This window comes from Citrobacter sp. wls615 (assembly GCF_005281355.1).
Taxonomy (GTDB): Bacteria; Pseudomonadota; Gammaproteobacteria; order Enterobacterales; family Enterobacteriaceae; genus Citrobacter; species Citrobacter werkmanii.
Map to the genome: position 1 here is coordinate 108,177 of NZ_SZXM01000026.1, position 16,449 is coordinate 124,625.

Sequence of the window (16,449 nt, forward strand, 5' to 3'; positions counted from 1 at the left end):
ATCTACTAATCATAATAGGTCTAAGAAGTTAGTGCATGCTGGTGAATAGATAACATATGCTGATAAAGAGGTTATAGGGTGGATTAATGTTACAGGAATTTTACCATTAGCGTGATTGCTGGATTATTGTATCAGCACTGATGCATTTTAGATTAGTGGCAATACAGGCCAATTAGAGCATTTCTTGCAGGTGTTTTTAATTATGGTTAGTGGAACTTAGGCCGGTAATCCGGCCTTTTTTACATAGTAAGCATTGATAGCTTTACTTGGCTTCCTTCAACGTTTGTTTTGTTGAGGAATTTATGTACATACGTAATATCTGGAGTGGAGCCGCAAATTCTGATCAATTCTTGACCGATAGGCGTAAGTAAAGCCGTTCCTATTTGTAGATTCCAAGTTGATGAATCATCGCTCTGAAATTCAACTAAAAATGCCATTCCGTAATAGCCAATACGTCCTTTTTTACTACCGAAGGTTAAATGGTAGCCAATGCCTTGTTGAATAACTCCTAAAGAGTCTAAAACAGAAAGTTCATTGAAGGTTATACCTTCAGTGTTCCCATTATCATCGGTCAATAAAATTGGAGTAAGGTTACTCGCCTGCCAAACAAACTTGCCAAAATAAGTAATAAGATTCGCTTCTTCTTTGCTTAAGGTTGACAATAGTTTTAAGGTTCTACGACTAAAAGAACCTTTTGACTTTGCTTCTTCGGATAAAATTCTTCCCCAAAGCGTTTGCATTTGTTCGTCATTAATATCCTCACACTCTCTGAAGAAAGCCTCTATCCAATCTTCGTCAATATCAGAAACATTATCAGCCTCAGATAGGCTTTGTGCTGCTTGCATTGTAATATTTTCAATGTTTTCTTGTCGTTTAGTTTCACGTTTGAGAAAACGCTCAACTGCCCGTTTTTCTATTCCCTCAAGCTCTAACCTCGAAATTAGCTCTGTACGTTTAGCTTCAGCTTCAGCCTTCGCTTTTTTCCGGATTCTTGTAGGTTCATAAAGCACGCCAATTGCATCACTGACTTTTTCAATAAGTTTTGTTCCAGGTTTTGATAATCCTGACAAACTTAAATCGATAAGGCTCATCGAGTTCCCCTAAATACCCGTACAACAACTGTACAAGGGTATTTTATGGCAAGAGTAACTAAAAAGGAATCACAACTACATTTAAAAGTGATGGAGTTAGTACATTCAGATAGAGCACTAACAGAAGATGATAAAGAGTTTATCTTCAATAACTATAGGGGTGATGGTATTGGTGCTACTGGTGCTTTCTTTACACCCGAGATGTTAGCATGGGATTTTGTACTAGATGCTGGCTGTAGTGATGACTGTATAGAATTATGTGCGGGTATCGGGCGACTTAGCTACTACCAATTCATACGTAATAAACCATCGCACATAACATGTGTAGAACTGAATCCAGAGTACGTAATGATTGGAAAGAGGGTATTGCCACAAGCCGAATGGGTCACAGGTGACGCACTCCAATACACACCAGAACGTTTCTACCGTGTAGCGTATGGCAATCCCCCATTTGGGAAGATTAAAACGTCAGGGACGTATACAGGCCGTTATACGGGTAGTGAATTTGAATACAAGATAATTGATAGGGCAAGGGAGTATTCCAGCTATGGGGCATGGATTGTTCCACAGGGTAGTGCGGGATTTAAGTATTCAGGCCACACGTACTATGACCGTTCAGTACAGACAACCAAGTACCTGAAATTTGAAAAGGATACGGGGCTAATCTTACATCCTGGTGTGGGCATCGATACATCAATTTACCGTGACCAATGGAACGGTACGAAGGTAACGTGTGAATCGGTGTTAGTGGACTATGACGGTACTAATCTTTAGTTAACTATGAATCCAATATTAGTTCTCTTTTGGGCTGAGGAAGGCATCGCCCCGGTGTCTGCTAGATGATGATAGAAGCAGTTTTGAACTTAGGGATCAAAAATTTTTATAATGATAAAACAATCATATAGAATTTTATTTTGATTTTTTTTAATGTTCCCATTGATGATTTTATGCGTCCTTTCGTTTTTTAGCACATGTTAAGAGCCGTTCATATGAATAGTAGAGGCCCCTGAAGAGGTAAACTGAACGACGTCGCTGCTGAAGAAATAAGCAACTCTCATGCCATTTTGATGGTCAGGAGATCAACGTATTCGGTGATACACCTTCTAAAATTAAGCGTAGATGGCATTTGCAAAACTTGCATGGATGCGCAAATGAATTTCAACGGCATATCAATAACTCATCAGCAAAAAAAGCACACCTTATGTAAAGAAATGGGGCAGATTTCATGCGGTGTTCACTGTCCTGCAAGCAAAATGTCATCACTCGTTGAGAAATTAGGGGGTTACATTCCTGGACTAATACGTAAAATAGTTGGGCTGAAGCGTATTGGCGATTACACTTTGACCGCTACACATTTGAATAAGGAATTATGGATTGTGACCAAACTCAAACTTCTGGCACTTGGCGTCCTTGCCGCAACCGCAGTTAGCACCGCACAGGCGGAAAGCCAGTGGACTGTTGGTGCAGGTGTCGGCGTGATTAACAGCCCGTACAAACAGTATGACCGCGATGTTTATCCCGTTCCGGTTGTCACCTATGAAGGCGATAACGTCTGGTTCCACGGTCTGGGTGGCGGCTACTATCTGTGGAATGACGCGGCAGATAAGCTCTCCATCATGGCATACTATGATCCGACCCACTTCAAGCCGGGTGACAGCGACAGCCATGCTTTGCGCCAACTCGACAAGCGTAAAAGCAGCCTGATGGCTGGCCTCTCGTATGTACATAACACCCAGTATGGTTTCCTGCGTACCGCTCTGGCGGGTGATACCCTGGATAACAGCAACGGCTTTATCTGGGATCTGGCATGGCTCTACCGTTACACTAACGGTGCGCTGACTTTGACGCCGGGTATCGGTGTGCAGTACAGCAGCGAAAACTACAACGACTATTATTATGGCGTGTCCAATCACGAGTCTCGCCGCAGTGGTCTGAAAAGCTACAGCGCTGACGATGGGTGGGATCCATACCTGGAGTTGACCGCGAGCTATAACTTCCTTGGCAACTGGAACGTATACGGCACTGGCCGTTATGTGCGTTTGAGTGATGAAGTGAAGGATAGCCCGATGGTCGATAAGTCCTGGTCTGGCATCTTCTCGGTAGGTGTGACCTACAAGTTCTGATGCTACTGCGTGTCAAACACAAGCCTGCAGACATGCAGGCTTTTTTTATGTTTTGCGGGGATGAATATTGATCTAAAACATGAGATTGCATTTTTATAGTGGTTTTATGTTTCGCCTGGCCGCAACGATTATTTAACCTGGTATTTCTTTTGCCGTTACTAAAAATAAACCTCTCATTTGATTAGCCTGATAGCTATTGTTTTTTGCATGAGGTAATATCGCCATGCCTTAATGATTTATTGTTCTGGGCTGTCGTTTTCTGGCTTCATAATTTATTGATAATACAGGGTTTGTTGTATCGCGATGCGCGGGGTATTTATTCTCAAGTGGTATAAAGACAACTGGTAACTATTTTGGCTTGTTTTGAATGTTAACTTTCAGGTGAAAAAAATAAAAATTAATCATTTGTTTTTATTTTACATCCTTTAGGTATTTGTCTGAAAAAATTAAAATTGACATTAAATATCCTATTGCCGATATTCATTAAACTTTAAAAGTAGTGATAGCAACTCTCGTGGTAAGGCCTTAAATATGCCACGAGGATATCTTGAGTAAAAACCTGGTATAAATAATGAAAAAGTTAATCATGATAGCTGTGATGGGCGGGATCCTGGCTGGATGTACCAGCGAGGCTTCACGCATGAGTGCATGCGAAAGCAAAGGGATCAGCCGCGATGCCTGCTACATCGCCGAACAAAACCGTCAGGCGACAACCAATGCCGCGGCTGAAAAACAGGCCCTGGAAAATGCGCAAAATCTGTATAGCTCTGATGGCACCCATTCCGACCATCACCACAAACACGAAAAATACTAAGGTTTAACTCATGAAGAAATTGATTATTATCGCTGCGCTGGTGGCTTCATTTGCTGCGCCTGCTTATGCTATTAGCGAAGCATACCGTCAGCAATTACAGCATGAACACAAAACTCAGGTCAGCGATGCTAATGCCCCGGTGCACGCCAGCAAAACCACACCCGTGCATGTGAATAAACTGGGCGTGGACTTTAAACGTGGTGCTGATGGTATTGCATATATTAATGGCAGCCCTGCGGCAAACGATGAAAACAATGCGGATGCACAATCCTACAGTGCGGGTTTGATTTCCGTCATCGTCTATAAAAATGGAAAAATTAACGCCATGAAAGAAGGTAAATATTTAGGTCGGTTGAAATAAGCGCTGTACAGCTATAATTATTCGTTATTTCGGCCCGGGACAGCATCAGAGCCTGGGCCTTTTACTTTAATCGCATTAACGGGCGACACGCCAAACTATGATGGTGCAATTTGTGCACCATAACAGGACACATGTCTGTTGTTTTGCTTTACTGTGGGGCATTAACACAGGAGGGTGCGATGACAGCAAAACAGGTGATGTTTACGGAGCAGGTATCGCTGCCTGCTATTGGGCAGGGGACATGGTATATGGGCGAAGATCCTGGTCGACGCAAGGATGAAGTTGCCGCTTTACGAGCTGGGCTGGATCTGGGCCTGAGATTGATTGATACAGCCGAAATGTACGCAGATGGTGCAGCGGAAGAGGTTGTTGGCGAGGCGCTGGCCGGTCGGCGTGATAGCGCTTTTTTAGTCTCGAAGGTTTACCCATGGAATGCCGCGGGTCAGAAAGCGATCGCCGCCTGCGAAGCCAGTCTGCGTCGTCTGAAAACCGATTATCTGGACCTCTATTTGTTGCACTGGACGGGAGACTTTTCATTTGCTGACACCGTCGACGCTATGGAAATACTCATCGCGCAGGGGAAAATCCGCCGCTGGGGCGTCTCTAATCTCGATTACGATGATATGCAGGCATTATGGCAGGTTGCGAGTGGACGGCAGTGTGCAACTAATCAGGTGCTCTATCATTTAGCATCGCGCGGCATTGAATATGATTTACTGCCATGGTGCCAGCAACAGCAGATGCCGGTTATGGCCTACAGTCCGCTGGCTCAGGCAGGGCGGCTCCGGGGGAACTTGCTTTCTAACCCAGTGGTCAATGGCATTGCGCGCGCCCACAATGCCAGCGCTGCGCAGATTTTGCTGGCATGGGTTATTCGTCTTCCGGGGGTGATGGCCATTCCAAAAGCCGCAAACGTGGCGCATGTCGAACAGAACGCCGCGGCACTGGAGATAAGGCTCTCTGCCGATGAGCTGAAGCAGTTAGATAAGGCATATCCGGCGCCAAAAGGTAAAACGGCGCTGGATATGGCCTGATTTGCCGCATGGCGTGCTGAGTTGCCTGACGGCGCAAACACTATCAGGCTACTAACATGATCTTAGCGTTTAGCAACACGAATCGTTTGTGCCAGACGAGACGGTTTTTCTTCGGTGGTTTTCTGCGGTGCCGTGGCGTAAGCCGTTTCTACGCAAACAAACGTTTTGTAGCCGTCATCCGGCATGTCGCCCATGCTGACAGACAGCGCCGGGCCTGGGTTCCAGCCCACGACATTCAGATGGTGGTGGTGGATTACGTCAATATTGCGATTCAGCGCATCATCATGAATGACGCTGCATGCTTCCGGATTCAGATAGACACGATCGGTACGGTCCGGGAAGGTCTGGATACCATCAGCCAGTACGTCTTCTTTGGCATCATTCACTTTATCGATCAGACGATCGCCAAGACCGCTGACTTTCACTGCCGCAATATCACCCACATTGAAATAGGTATGCAGCGCGGAGGTGGTTTCAAACTCACCGTGCGCTTCCAGCTCCATCTCGCAGGTGGCGCCCACTTTGAAACGGGCCAGCAGACAGAACTCGTGCGGCCAAAGCTGACGCGTTTCAGCGCTACTTTGCAGTTCGAACGTCAGAACTACACCATTCTCGTCTTCGTTATGCGCTTTCAGCGTCCATGGCAGGTTACGGGCAAAACCATGAGACGGTAGGCCAGGCTGAGCGGCAGGGCCAAACCACGGCCAGCAAATCGGTACGCCGCCACGCAGCGCAACACCGGTTTTAAACGGCGTATTGTTACTTAACCACAGGACTTCTTTTTCACCGTTTGGTTTCCAGGAAAGAAGATGTGCGCCCTGCAGCGCAAAAGAGGCTTTAACCTGCGGGTGATCGACAACAATGACCTCAAGCTCATCAAGCTGACGGCGGGAGAGTACCGGGGCAATTTGTTCGACTACCGGAAGTGCAAAAATTTTATTAATCATTACGCAATCCTTTTTAACCCTAAATAATTCGGGTTGCAGGACGGCGGCAAGTGAACGAACCCCGATGAGCTTACTGTAGTAAGTGATTCGGGTGAGAGAGCGTAGCCAACACACCTGCAACTCGAAGTATGACGGGTATCTTCAGGCAAAAAAAAGAGCGACCATAGTCGCTCTTACAGATTACTGTTTCATCTCAACTTATTTGGAGATGTGAGCAATCAGATCCAGAACTTTGTTGGAGTAGCCGGTTTCGTTGTCGTACCAGGATACCAGTTTCACGAAGTTGTCGTTCAGTGCGATACCTGCTTTAGCATCGAACACGGAAGTGCAAACTTCACCGTTGAAATCGGTAGATACTACGTCGTCTTCGGTGTAACCCAGAACGCCTTTCATCGGGCCTTCGGAAGCAGCTTTGATTGCTTTCTTAATTTCTTCGTAAGAAGCAGCTTTTTCCAGACGAACGGTCAGATCAACAACGGATACGTTCGGGGTAGGAACGCGGAACGCCATACCAGTCAGTTTGCCGTTCAGTTCTGGCAGTACTTTACCTACAGCTTTAGCAGCACCGGTAGAGGACGGGATGATGTTCTGGGATGCGCCGCGGCCGCCGCGCCAGTCTTTGTGAGACGGGCCATCAACGGTTTTCTGAGTAGCGGTGGTCGCGTGAACAGTAGTCATCAGACCTTCGATGATGCCGAAGTTGTCGTTGATAACTTTAGCCAGCGGAGCCAGGCAGTTAGTGGTGCAGGAAGCGTTAGAAACGATGTCCTGACCTTCGTATTTGTCAAAGTTAGCGCCTTTAACAAACATCGGAGTGTTATCTTTGGACGGACCAGTCAGAACCACTTTTTTCGCGCCAGCAGTGATGTGCTTACGAGCGGTTTCATCTGTCAGGAACAGGCCAGTAGCTTCAGCTACTACGTCAACACCAACTTCGTCCCATTTCAGGTTAGCCGGATCACGTTCAGCGGTAACACGGATTTTTTTACCGTTTACGATCAGATGACCGTCTTTCACTTCAACGGTACCGTTGAAACGGCCGTGAGTGGAGTCATATTTCAGCATGTAAGCCATGTAGTCAGCGTCTAACAGGTCGTTGATTGCAACGATCTCGATGTCAGAGCGTTCTTGAGCAGCACGGAAAACAATGCGACCGATACGGCCAAAACCGTTGATACCTACTTTGATAGTCATATATTCCACCAGCTATTTGTTAGTGAATAAAAGGTTGCCTGTAAAATTACAAAAACCTTACGCAGCGTCAAGCGGAATCGTGTCAATCATTGCGACAAATCAATCTGCTGCCTAAGCTTTGCGCAACTGACTCGCCTCACTCTTCCTTTGGGCTTGAAACCACATGGGGTCGGCGGCCCGAATTTTAAAGGGCAATCAAGATAAAAACGTGATTCTGATCACGAATTGCAGGCTGCCATTTCGCAAGGATCAAGTTTAGAACAAAAGTTCGCACTCCGGTGTTAATGTTTTGTTAGAATCTGTCTCGCGATGTGAGTTTAGATAAAGCGAGATGTGAGCAAATGGCTAATCAACCTTCTCCAGAAGAACTGAAAAAAAATTTAACAGAAATGCAGTTCTACGTGACGCAGAATCACGGGACAGAACCGCCATTTACCGGGCGTTTGCTGCATAACAAGCGTGACGGCATCTACCACTGTTTGATCTGCGATAAACCGCTATTTCGTTCCGAGACAAAATATGACTCTGGCTGCGGCTGGCCCAGTTTTTACGAGCCGGTCAGCGAAGAGGCTATCCGTTACATAAAAGATACCTCGCATGGTATGCAGCGCATTGAAATCCGCTGTGGGAACTGTGATGCGCACCTGGGACACGTCTTCCCGGATGGCCCAAAACCTACCGGCGAGCGCTACTGTGTCAACTCAGCCTCTTTGAACTTTACCGATGGCGAAAACGGTGAACAAATTAAGGGCTGAAGAAACGATTCAGCAAATTATTCTACGGAGAGGGGATTTAACATGAATCTTGATGAGATGATCAACAGCATGACGCCGGAAGTTTATCAGCGCTTATCTACCGCCGTTGAACTCGGAAAATGGCCGGATGGCGTGGCGCTAACGGCGGAACAAAAAGAGAACAGCTTACAGCTGGTGATGTTATGGCAGGCGCGCAACAACGTTGATGCGCAGCATATGACGATTGATACCAACGGTGAGATGGTGATGAAGAGCAAGCAGCAGCTAAAAGTCGAATTTGGTATTACGCCTGAGCCTATAGCAACGTTCAAATCCTGAGAATCCTGGCCCGGCAGTCACGATGTCGGGCCCGCTGTCGCTGTTATTTTTTGTTCATCATCGCCTTCAGATCGGCAAATGGATTATATTTAGCTTCGCCGACAGCCTTCTGCGCATCTTCGCCGGCAACCACCGTTGAGCCATACTGATCCGCTTCTGTATATTTGGAATGTTCGTGATCGTGGCAATACAAGCACAACATTTCCCAGTTGCTACCATCTTCCGGGTTATTGGAGTGATCGTGATCGATATGGTGTACCGTCAACTCGCGCAAATTTGAATAGGCAAACTCGCGGGAACAGCGTCCGCAGACCCAGGGGAAGAGCTTAAGCGCTTTTTCCCGGTAACCAACCTCCAGACGAGCGTAATTTTTAGGGATAAAAGCCATAAAAGCTCATGCCTCCAATAGAAAATGAATAGCTGCGCCAAAGATTGGCGCAGCGGAATTCGGTAATCATAACCTATTGTGTCAGGCGTTGGGATCAGTGTTTGATGCCCAATGAATCAGCCAACTGCTTAGCCAGTTGATTGTTGTCATCCGCACCGTATTCCCAGAACATAGCGCCTCCCAGCCCCTTACTCTTGATGTAGTCGGCTTTGATCGCCACCGAGCGCGGGTTTTCATAGGAGAGGGCAAAGAGCGCTTTCCCGTCTGCTGACTGTACCGACAGCCACGGTACTTTCGCCTCATCATCCCAATGCTGGCTAAAGCGCTTCTGCGGATCGTTGATCAGCTTCGCCACGATATCGTTGTACTTCACATAGGTATCTTTGCTCAGATCGACGCCCAGTGATTTGAACAACGCAATTTGTGCTGCTTCGAAATAGGGCTGGGTGGCAGGGTTCTTCTGCGCGTCAGGTTTGCTCCAGTCAATTCCCGGTTCAACGGCGCGTTTTGGTACGCGTCCATAAAAACCAATACCCAGATTCATCTGGTTCGGCTTTAACCCGGCGGCGAGATAGTTATTGACCACAAAATCCGCACTGTACTTATCTGCGGCGGCGACGGTCGGCCATTTCGTCGAATCATACAGGTTGGAGTTGAAATATTGAGTGCCGTAGGCCATGTCATATGTCATCAAATTGATGTAGTCGAGTGATGGCGCAATGGCTTTTACATCCACCCAGCTTTTCGGACTTTCCGCATTCGCGCCCACGGCAATGGTCAGTAGCTTTTTATGCCCTAATGCTGCCCGCAGTTCTTTTAACAGCGCGGTAAAGTTAGCGCGATCGGTTGGTTGGCTTTCGACCAGTCCCCATGCGCCATTGACCGGATATTCCCAGTCGAGGTCGATGCCATCCAGACCGTATTTCTCAATAATTTCCTGCGCAGACTGAATGAATACCGCTCGTGTTTCTTTCGTTGCTGCCGCGCCTGAGAATCCACGCGCCCCCCAACCCCCGACAGAAAGCAGAACTTTCAGATTCGGATTCTGCTTACGCAGCTCCGGGATTTTCTGCAAATCAGCCTGCACTTTCTCTGAAAGCCAAATCTGATGCAGCTTGCTGGCGTCTTTTAGGGCGTCATTGGTTTCGTCTTTCTCGTTGTTGTAGACAAGACCAAACGAATAGTTGAGGTGGGTTATCTGGCGCACATCCAGTTTATTGATATCGCCGCCTGGACCGGCAGTGACATCGCCACCGCCATTAAAGTAGCCAACTGACATCAGTGAATTGGCGGAAACAACGCTGGCGCAGAGCAGGGGGAATGCTGCCAACAAAGGCAATAGTTTCATCGGTGTTCCTCTTTGACATTTAAACAAGTAAACACGCCACGGAAATGGCGTGGCGAAAAAAACAGCTCTTGCAGATTAACAGTTCAATAACAGGAAAAATGCGAAGGGGTTCACGGCGTGCTGGAGAAGCGGTATACCAATGTGTTTAATCAACTTATTGAAGGTTTTACGCAATAGCAAATTGCTGCAACAGAGTTAAATGGTAATACTCGCGATGGAGTAATCAGTTTTCCTAACATCCGCACAAGTACGATATGGGGCCAGGTACATGATGAAAAAGCCTAGTACTCAATGGGCGGTGTATCAGGCCACGCTGGATTGTTTTCTAACACAAGCGATATGGCTGTGTTGATGCAGGTTATGCTGAATGGAGGCGGCTATGGCAACGTTAAATTGTTCGATAAGGCAACCGTCAGGGAGTTTACGCACAGTTCGCCAGAAGACGTTACGTTTGGTCTGGGGGGCGTGTAAACGGCAACTCATCGATGACGCCAACGTTTGGTGTGTTAGCCAGTTCGGAAACGTATGGTTATACCGGATGGACCGCAACGTTAACGTCGATCGATCCGGTAAACCATATGGCTATTGTGATTTTAGGTAACAGGCCACATTCGCCAGTTGCAGATCCTAAAGTGAATCCAAATGTTTTTGTGAGTGGGTTATTACCTGCTGCTACGTATGGCTGGATTGTTGATCAAATTTATGGGGCATTGAAATAAAATTAAAGAAGGGACTCTGATAAAGTCCCTTCTTTAAATTCACACTATATTTTCAATAAAAATCAAACCAGATATTAGTATAGTCAATATGAGCCAAGTGGCAGCTTCCACCCTAAAACCTGTAATCAGATAACCAGGTAGACTGCGAATAAATCTATATCCTTCCACGCTCATATCATGATTTGTAACACGATTATATGGAAATATTAAGCTACCCATTATAAAACCAATTTTTGCATAATATGCAGCCGGGGAACCAATCAAACTTGCCCCCCTTGCCATACGCGCAGTCAGAGGTAAATGGTCAAATTTTTCCTCATATAATTTCACGATTTTTTCATAGCTATCTTTATTAATTATATATGAAACAAATACTAATACAGAAAAACTAAATAAAATAGCCGTAATAAATAAAAATCTTATATTATCAAAGTTTTCTATCAAAAAGTTTTTCATATATTAGCATCCCTGATTCTTCATTAAACGTGTCGGGGGAATGGGTTAATTTATCAGGATTATTATCTATCGCATTATTAATAGTTTTTCCCCAAAACTCCCCCCATCCTTCACCTTCTTTCTCTGCTACTTTTCCAGCTACAATTCCCGTACCGATTCCTGTTACCAGGCATAGTCCCGCACCGATCGCACCTACTTCTGATGTGACAAGCCCCAATGCCCACATACAGATTGCCCTTGCTGCTGGTCCAGCGGCACCTCCCGCAGCAATACCCACTACCTGTTTAGCGCCAAATTTACTATACTCCGTTATTGCGGCTTTTCGACATTCGCTTTCTCGTCCCTTCGCGCATGCGTCATACACATTTGTTGTATAGCTGGCAAAGTCAAGGCCAATACCTACATAGCCTGTTGTTCTCATTATTTTCATCAGTTTGGCAGATTTTTCTATGTAGCTTGCATAACCTTCAATATCTTTCACACCTGTTTGATCCCACTTATGCATAATGGATTTGGTGGATAAACCCAATGCGTCTTTTATTTGTTCGTATTGTTTTAAATTCAATTGCTCTTTTGAAAATTTATTCAATATACCATCTAATTTTTTAAATAATCTTTCTCGCTGACCAAAAAATTCCTCTCCAGAAATGCGACCAGAATTTTGGTTATATGTTTTTTTATAAAGATCCTGAATTTCGTTTAGTATTTTATTTATTTCTTCATAATAACCTACGCCAGCATCCTTTATATAACCAAAAATATCCCCGCTTTGTCCTAAAGCATCGCTGTATATATTAGATGAAAATATCTCTATTGGGGTTCTGTTTTCATACAGTAATTTGGCTTCCTCAGTAGTCAGTGGTTCAAGTGCTTTATCAATTCTGTCCCTTGCTGTTTGTACTTCCGCAATTTTTTCAGGTGACTGGGATAGTGGATCAGCAACAACTAAAATTGAACCGGGCTTTTTCTTTTTTTCTGGATTCAACTGATGATATAACTCTTTTACTCCTGATGGTGGACTAACCATTAATTCACATTCATAAGATTTTGGTGTCGTCAATTCTGGTACTACACAAAAGCCCGGTTCAACTGATTGTCTCGACTTTGAAATTTGTCTTGTTGCGCGAACTGGTGGTGTTGAATTTTGAGGCCTGTTTGCTGCTTCATAGCTTGCTAAAATATAATCATCATATCTGTAGGTAATATTCAAATGGGGTATAAATCGACATTGGCAAGGACATGTACCTCTGCTGTGTGCTGAACCTGCCAGCAGGCATATGATTTCTGTCTCGTATTGAGACATATCACGACCCATTTTTAAGTAATGATTATATAATTCATTACTTATTCTGGTGCGGAATCGGAAATTAGATGTTCTATGCGAAAAAATATCTTCTTTTTCATTCTTAAGGATTATTCTTTTTCTCAGGTTTATCGTTCCCCCCGCGCTTCCGACAAATCTACTACGTTCATTTATGTTTTCAGAACCCCGAAGATAATCGGGTTGACGCCTGTACAAAGATGTTTCTTCTTTGAGTCGCTTTATCCTTGATGATGGTGATTCTATTTTTCGACCCTCCGAATCAATATCACTATCCCAGGAACTTAGGCTTGTTCGACGAAATAAACCCTTCTCTCTTTCAATCCATGAACCTTTCGGTACGCCACCTTTTATTTTATATGTTCTGCCATTTACTCCACATACATACTCATCCATTTCATATGCTATTGCCATTCCTTCGACAGTATGGCACTCCTTACCCCTTAATATAAATCCACCACAACTCGTTTGATCTCCCGGCGATAATAAAAACCCTTCAGAACGTCTATCAAAAAAGCTCATAATTTAAGCTCTCACATATAGTATCAAAGTTTGATATCAGACTATTTTTATTACTTTTATTGTGATGTTAATCTCAAACTTCAAAAAAAACCTGAATCTTTAATATGAAGATTCAGGTTGTGAATATTACACAAGCGATTCATTCGCTCAATAATTTAAATCTCTCGTTCCTTCTCAATTATCAATTGAATCTCAGTAATCCCATCATTTGCTAGCAGTATATGCATTGCTTTCTCCCATTTTATTGTTGTCTCACGTTTTTCAACAATGTAATCGTATCTATCATAATGTTTCTTGCCTATGCTTTTATTTGCATGCTGATTAACAATATCTTTCTCATTCTGAGTAAAATGAAGCACTCCTGATAATATTTTAAAAGTTCTTCTTATATCACGCATTGAAAAAATTGACTCCAAATGTTTTTTGGCGAAGTTATTCAATGGTGCTGACCAATATGAAGATCTTAACCCAATTGTAGGCTTTAATGCACGATTAAGCGGATCTTTTTTTATTTTGGTATTATAGGCATTTAGTTGTTTTTCGTAATTTTTGTTCGGAAAAAAGAAATCACTATCAGGATATTTCTTCGCTTGTCCGTCCAATATTTTTTTAGCCGATTCGCAAATGTATACAACATTATTCCTATTTAATTTAGTAAATTCTTTCGAAATGGTTAGTTTATTATTATCAGTGTCATATAAGCTTTTTTTGCATGCGCTAGTTCAAAAGGTTGTTGACCACATGTGCAAATACCTTCGTTAGCAGTACTTCTCTGTCCCTATCTTCCTTTGTATACGATAAAAGCCGCAAATATCTCTCTTAATGTTCCATAGCTCATTTTCTTAACGAAATTTTCAGTTCTTCCTTTGTGCGTCATCCCTGCTAACTCAGCGTAGCGCTGGCTAGCCTGATCTAGAGTGTAATGAGGACAATCCCCCAATGTTATTAATTTACGTTTACCGTCTAACTGGAAGCGATAGACAAAAGATTTTCGCCCTGATGGAAAAAACTTGATCCCGAGACGCCCTGTTCCGCGAGTCCCATCTTTTCTAAAAACGTAGTAAGATTGGTCAGTAGCTTTAAGGTTTTTTATAACGCTATCGCTTAACCACATGTTGTTTCTCCTTTGCGTAACGATTGCATACAGTCTGCATAACATCGGATGATGTTGTGCGTGCTGTTACTGTAAAATCGTATGCACGTATTTGAGATTTCACAACTGTTAAATAAATCGTAAAATCATGGTGTTATGATTAATTTTGCGATTAAATTGTAGTCAATGATTTTGAATGATGTAGGCCTTGTACGGCCTACAAAATTGAGTAATTATGCCATTTGAGTGGGAATAATATGCAGTTTATGTCGCCATCAGGTAAAACATTAACGTTGGGTTTCCAGCCAGTCATCCAGCGTATACAAAGTCGCACCCGCCGCCGACATTTCCATAAAAGCGTTTGCGCTGTCCTGTGGGTGAATATTGACGCCACGACAACCGTCGGTGATGACGCTGACGGCGTAGCCCAGATCGAGCGCATCCAGAACGGTAAATTTGACGCAATAATCGGTAGCCAGACCCATGATAACAAGCTCGGCAACGCGATGTTCGAGCAGCCATGCGTTCAGTGCGGTTGCCTGACGACGACCATTATCAAAAAACGCACTATAACTGTCGACCAGCGGGTTTTCGCCCTTAGTGAACGTTTGCGCTATCGCGCGCTGGTTCAGCAGAGGATGCAGGGCAGCCCCTTCGCTGTTTTGCACACAATGATCGGGCCAGAACGTCTGCGGCAGGCCATCCAGTTGCCCCTGACTGTAAGGCGCGACCTGGTGCTGGCTGGCAAAACTACCATGATTAGCTGGATGCCAGTCCAGACTGGCGACGACGCTGTCACCGCGTGATGCACACCAGTCGATCATGCGGTTGGCAATATCGATTGTGCTGTCACCTTGCGGGACGGCGAGGGCGCCGCCAGCACAAAAGTCATTTTGTAAATCGACCAACAGTAAGGCTCGGGCCATGGCATAGACTCCTTTATTCGTCTGGGGTGAGCTCGCCACGCAGATTTTGCGACATTGCTTGACGAATGCTCTGCGTATCCAGCCCCTGACTCAGCAAATAGTGCAGTTTGGTGAGGGTTGCTTCGACCGTCATATCCGCGCCGCCGATAACGCCAGCATGCGCCAGCGCGTTCCCCGTTGCATAACCGCCCATGTTCACCTTGCCAGACATACACTGCGTAAGGTTAACCACCACGATGCCGCGTGAGCTGGCATCTTCTAGCTCTTGCAGAAACTCTTTATTTTGTGGCGCATTGCCCACGCCGTAAGAGCGCAAAATTAACGCTTTAACCGGCTGGCGCAAGAAGTTGCGTACCACATCGGCAGAGATCCCAGGATAAATGGTGACCACGCCAATCGGTTGGGGCGTGATAGGGTGAACAATCAACTCGCCCGTACCGTGGGGCGCTGGTGGTGTTCCCAGTCGACGGATATGGATCCCGGCTTCCAGTAATGGGGCAAGATTGGGTGAGGCAAAGGCGTCAAAACCATCAGCGTGCGCTTTGGTGGTACGGTTGCCGCGAAACAGTCGATTATTGAAGAACAGGGTCACTTCGTTGATCGGATAATTCGCTGCAACGTAGAGCGCATTCAGCAAATTAATTTGTCCATCGGAGCGTAATTCTGCCAGCGGAATTTGTGACCCTGTCACAATGACCGGTTTACCGAGATTCTCCAGCATGAAAGAGAGCGCCGAAGCGGTAAACGCCATGGTGTCTGTACCGTGCAGAATGACAAAGCCATCGTAATCGTCATAGTGCGATTTAATGTCTTCCGCAATATGCTGCCAGTCTTCCGGCGTCATATCAGAAGAATCCATCAGCGGATCGTATTCATGGATGGTGAAGTCTGGCATCTCAGGGCGGTGGAATTCAGGCATCAATGCCAGCTGGCGCTGGAGATGACCAGAAACAGGGATATAACCCTGTTCTGAGCGCTGCATACCAATGGTACCGCCGGTATAGGCAACGTAAATCGATTTCTTTTGCATGGGCGTCAC

18 protein-coding genes and 1 pseudogene are annotated in these 16,449 nt (G+C 45.1%); 8 read left to right on the forward strand and 11 right to left on the reverse strand.

All coding sequences use genetic code 11. The annotated features are described in order from the left end of the window. Window positions 1-239 precede the first annotated feature (239 nt). The gene (locus FDX04_RS08800) at window positions 240-1,091 is read right to left on the reverse strand and encodes a DUF2806 domain-containing protein (RefSeq protein WP_137370808.1); all 852 of its coding nucleotides are present in this window, start codon (window positions 1,089-1,091) and stop codon (window positions 240-242) included. 45 nt (window positions 1,092-1,136) lie between these two features. Here FDX04_RS08800 and FDX04_RS08805 point away from each other — a divergent pair, with 45 nt between their 5' ends. The 5 genes from FDX04_RS08805 (at window position 1,137) to FDX04_RS08825 (ending at window position 5,423) form a co-directional block, all read left to right on the forward strand. Next, on the forward strand, window positions 1,137-1,865 hold the full coding sequence (locus FDX04_RS08805) for a methyltransferase (RefSeq protein ID WP_137370809.1): 729 nt from the start codon (window positions 1,137-1,139) through the stop codon (window positions 1,863-1,865). Window positions 1,866-2,467: 602 nt separating this feature from the next. Then, window positions 2,468-3,214 (forward strand): MipA/OmpV family protein, encoded by a 747-nt coding sequence (locus tag FDX04_RS08810; RefSeq protein ID WP_042308904.1) that lies wholly within the window; start codon window positions 2,468-2,470, stop codon window positions 3,212-3,214. 571 nt (window positions 3,215-3,785) lie between these two features. After that, window positions 3,786-4,028 carry a hypothetical protein gene (locus FDX04_RS08815; RefSeq protein WP_137359976.1) on the forward strand — a complete coding sequence of 81 codons (243 nt, stop codon included), beginning with the start codon at window positions 3,786-3,788 and terminating at the stop codon, window positions 4,026-4,028. 10 nt (window positions 4,029-4,038) lie between these two features. Next, the gene (locus FDX04_RS08820; RefSeq protein WP_137359977.1) at window positions 4,039-4,389 is read left to right on the forward strand and encodes a hypothetical protein; all 351 of its coding nucleotides are present in this window, start codon (window positions 4,039-4,041) and stop codon (window positions 4,387-4,389) included. Between the two features lie 179 nt (window positions 4,390-4,568). Next, window positions 4,569-5,423 (forward strand): aldo/keto reductase, encoded by an 855-nt coding sequence (locus FDX04_RS08825; protein ID WP_137359978.1) that lies wholly within the window; start codon window positions 4,569-4,571, stop codon window positions 5,421-5,423. A 62-nt stretch (window positions 5,424-5,485) separates the two neighbouring features. On the opposite strand, the gene FDX04_RS08830 is transcribed toward FDX04_RS08825, so the two are convergent. Both FDX04_RS08830 and gapA read right to left on the reverse strand, forming a co-directional pair. After that, window positions 5,486-6,370, reverse strand: a complete 885-nt coding sequence (locus FDX04_RS08830; protein ID WP_137370810.1) for a D-hexose-6-phosphate mutarotase — start codon at window positions 6,368-6,370, stop codon at window positions 5,486-5,488. A gap of 198 nt (window positions 6,371-6,568) precedes the next feature. Beyond that, a complete protein-coding gene (gapA, locus tag FDX04_RS08835; RefSeq protein ID WP_003030697.1) occupies window positions 6,569-7,564 on the reverse strand; it encodes a glyceraldehyde-3-phosphate dehydrogenase in 996 nt (331 codons plus the stop codon). A gap of 341 nt (window positions 7,565-7,905) precedes the next feature. On the opposite strand from gapA, the gene msrB reads away from it, so the two are divergent. After that, a complete protein-coding gene (gene msrB, locus FDX04_RS08840) occupies window positions 7,906-8,319 on the forward strand; it encodes a peptide-methionine (R)-S-oxide reductase MsrB (protein ID WP_006684886.1) in 414 nt (137 codons plus the stop codon). A gap of 42 nt (window positions 8,320-8,361) precedes the next feature. Then, window positions 8,362-8,637, forward strand: a complete 276-nt coding sequence (locus FDX04_RS08845; RefSeq protein ID WP_079224512.1) for a YeaC family protein — start codon at window positions 8,362-8,364, stop codon at window positions 8,635-8,637. A 43-nt stretch (window positions 8,638-8,680) separates the two neighbouring features. On the opposite strand, the gene yajD is transcribed toward FDX04_RS08845, so the two are convergent. Beyond that, window positions 8,681-9,025 (reverse strand): HNH nuclease YajD, encoded by a 345-nt coding sequence (gene yajD, locus FDX04_RS08850; protein WP_137359980.1) that lies wholly within the window; start codon window positions 9,023-9,025, stop codon window positions 8,681-8,683. A 94-nt stretch (window positions 9,026-9,119) separates the two neighbouring features. Next, entirely contained in the window at window positions 9,120-10,373 is a 1,254-nt protein-coding gene (locus FDX04_RS08855; RefSeq protein WP_137370811.1) for a glycoside hydrolase family 18 protein, read from the reverse strand. Window positions 10,374-10,514: 141 nt separating this feature from the next. Here FDX04_RS08855 and FDX04_RS08860 point away from each other — a divergent pair. Further along, window positions 10,515-11,092 (forward strand): annotated as a pseudogene (locus FDX04_RS08860) (serine hydrolase); the annotation flags it as partial. Window positions 11,093-11,131: 39 nt separating this feature from the next. Here the strand turns inward: FDX04_RS08860 and FDX04_RS08865 are convergent. The 6 genes from FDX04_RS08865 to ansA all read right to left on the reverse strand — a co-directional run bounded on the left by FDX04_RS08865 (window position 11,132) and on the right by ansA (window position 16,440). Next, entirely contained in the window at window positions 11,132-11,548 is a 417-nt protein-coding gene (locus tag FDX04_RS08865) for a hypothetical protein (protein ID WP_137359982.1), read from the reverse strand. Beyond that, entirely contained in the window at window positions 11,520-13,391 is a 1,872-nt protein-coding gene (locus FDX04_RS08870; RefSeq protein WP_137370812.1) for a hypothetical protein, read from the reverse strand. The genes FDX04_RS08865 and FDX04_RS08870 overlap by 29 nt, the downstream gene beginning before the upstream one ends. 155 nt (window positions 13,392-13,546) lie before the next feature. Further along, entirely contained in the window at window positions 13,547-13,993 is a 447-nt protein-coding gene (locus tag FDX04_RS08875) for a hypothetical protein (RefSeq protein WP_137370813.1), read from the reverse strand. A 176-nt stretch (window positions 13,994-14,169) separates the two neighbouring features. Next, the gene (locus tag FDX04_RS08880) at window positions 14,170-14,505 is read right to left on the reverse strand and encodes an Arm DNA-binding domain-containing protein (RefSeq protein ID WP_170972895.1); all 336 of its coding nucleotides are present in this window, start codon (window positions 14,503-14,505) and stop codon (window positions 14,170-14,172) included. A gap of 266 nt (window positions 14,506-14,771) precedes the next feature. After that, window positions 14,772-15,410, reverse strand: a complete 639-nt coding sequence (pncA, locus tag FDX04_RS08885) for a bifunctional nicotinamidase/pyrazinamidase (protein ID WP_137359986.1) — start codon at window positions 15,408-15,410, stop codon at window positions 14,772-14,774. Window positions 15,411-15,423: 13 nt separating this feature from the next. Then, window positions 15,424-16,440 (reverse strand): asparaginase, encoded by a 1,017-nt coding sequence (gene ansA, locus FDX04_RS08890; protein ID WP_042308891.1) that lies wholly within the window; start codon window positions 16,438-16,440, stop codon window positions 15,424-15,426. Window positions 16,441-16,449: the final 9 nt, after the last annotated feature.

Excerpts from the sequence above, each read along its gene's own strand:
- FDX04_RS08800 (WP_137370808.1), bottom strand. The coding sequence starts at position 1,091 with ATGAGCCTTATCGATTTAAGTTTGTCAGGATTATCAAAACCTGGAACA.
- FDX04_RS08805 (WP_137370809.1), top strand. The coding sequence starts at position 1,137 with ATGGCAAGAGTAACTAAAAAGGAATCACAACTACATTTAAAAGTGATG.
- FDX04_RS08815 (WP_137359976.1), top strand. The coding sequence starts at position 3,786 with ATGAAAAAGTTAATCATGATAGCTGTGATGGGCGGGATCCTGGCTGGA.
- FDX04_RS08820 (WP_137359977.1), top strand. The coding sequence starts at position 4,039 with ATGAAGAAATTGATTATTATCGCTGCGCTGGTGGCTTCATTTGCTGCG.
- FDX04_RS08825 (WP_137359978.1), top strand. The coding sequence starts at position 4,569 with ATGACAGCAAAACAGGTGATGTTTACGGAGCAGGTATCGCTGCCTGCT.
- FDX04_RS08830 (WP_137370810.1), bottom strand. The coding sequence starts at position 6,370 with ATGATTAATAAAATTTTTGCACTTCCGGTAGTCGAACAAATTGCCCCG.
- gapA (WP_003030697.1), bottom strand. The coding sequence starts at position 7,564 with ATGACTATCAAAGTAGGTATCAACGGTTTTGGCCGTATCGGTCGCATT.
- msrB (WP_006684886.1), top strand. The coding sequence starts at position 7,906 with ATGGCTAATCAACCTTCTCCAGAAGAACTGAAAAAAAATTTAACAGAA.
- FDX04_RS08845 (WP_079224512.1), top strand. The coding sequence starts at position 8,362 with ATGAATCTTGATGAGATGATCAACAGCATGACGCCGGAAGTTTATCAG.
- yajD (WP_137359980.1), bottom strand. The coding sequence starts at position 9,025 with ATGGCTTTTATCCCTAAAAATTACGCTCGTCTGGAGGTTGGTTACCGG.
- FDX04_RS08855 (WP_137370811.1), bottom strand. The coding sequence starts at position 10,373 with ATGAAACTATTGCCTTTGTTGGCAGCATTCCCCCTGCTCTGCGCCAGC.
- FDX04_RS08865 (WP_137359982.1), bottom strand. The coding sequence starts at position 11,548 with ATGAAAAACTTTTTGATAGAAAACTTTGATAATATAAGATTTTTATTT.
- FDX04_RS08870 (WP_137370812.1), bottom strand. The coding sequence starts at position 13,391 with ATGAGCTTTTTTGATAGACGTTCTGAAGGGTTTTTATTATCGCCGGGA.
- FDX04_RS08880 (WP_170972895.1), bottom strand. The coding sequence starts at position 14,505 with ATGTGGTTAAGCGATAGCGTTATAAAAAACCTTAAAGCTACTGACCAA.
- pncA (WP_137359986.1), bottom strand. The coding sequence starts at position 15,410 with ATGGCCCGAGCCTTACTGTTGGTCGATTTACAAAATGACTTTTGTGCT.
- ansA (WP_042308891.1), bottom strand. The coding sequence starts at position 16,440 with ATGCAAAAGAAATCGATTTACGTTGCCTATACCGGCGGTACCATTGGT.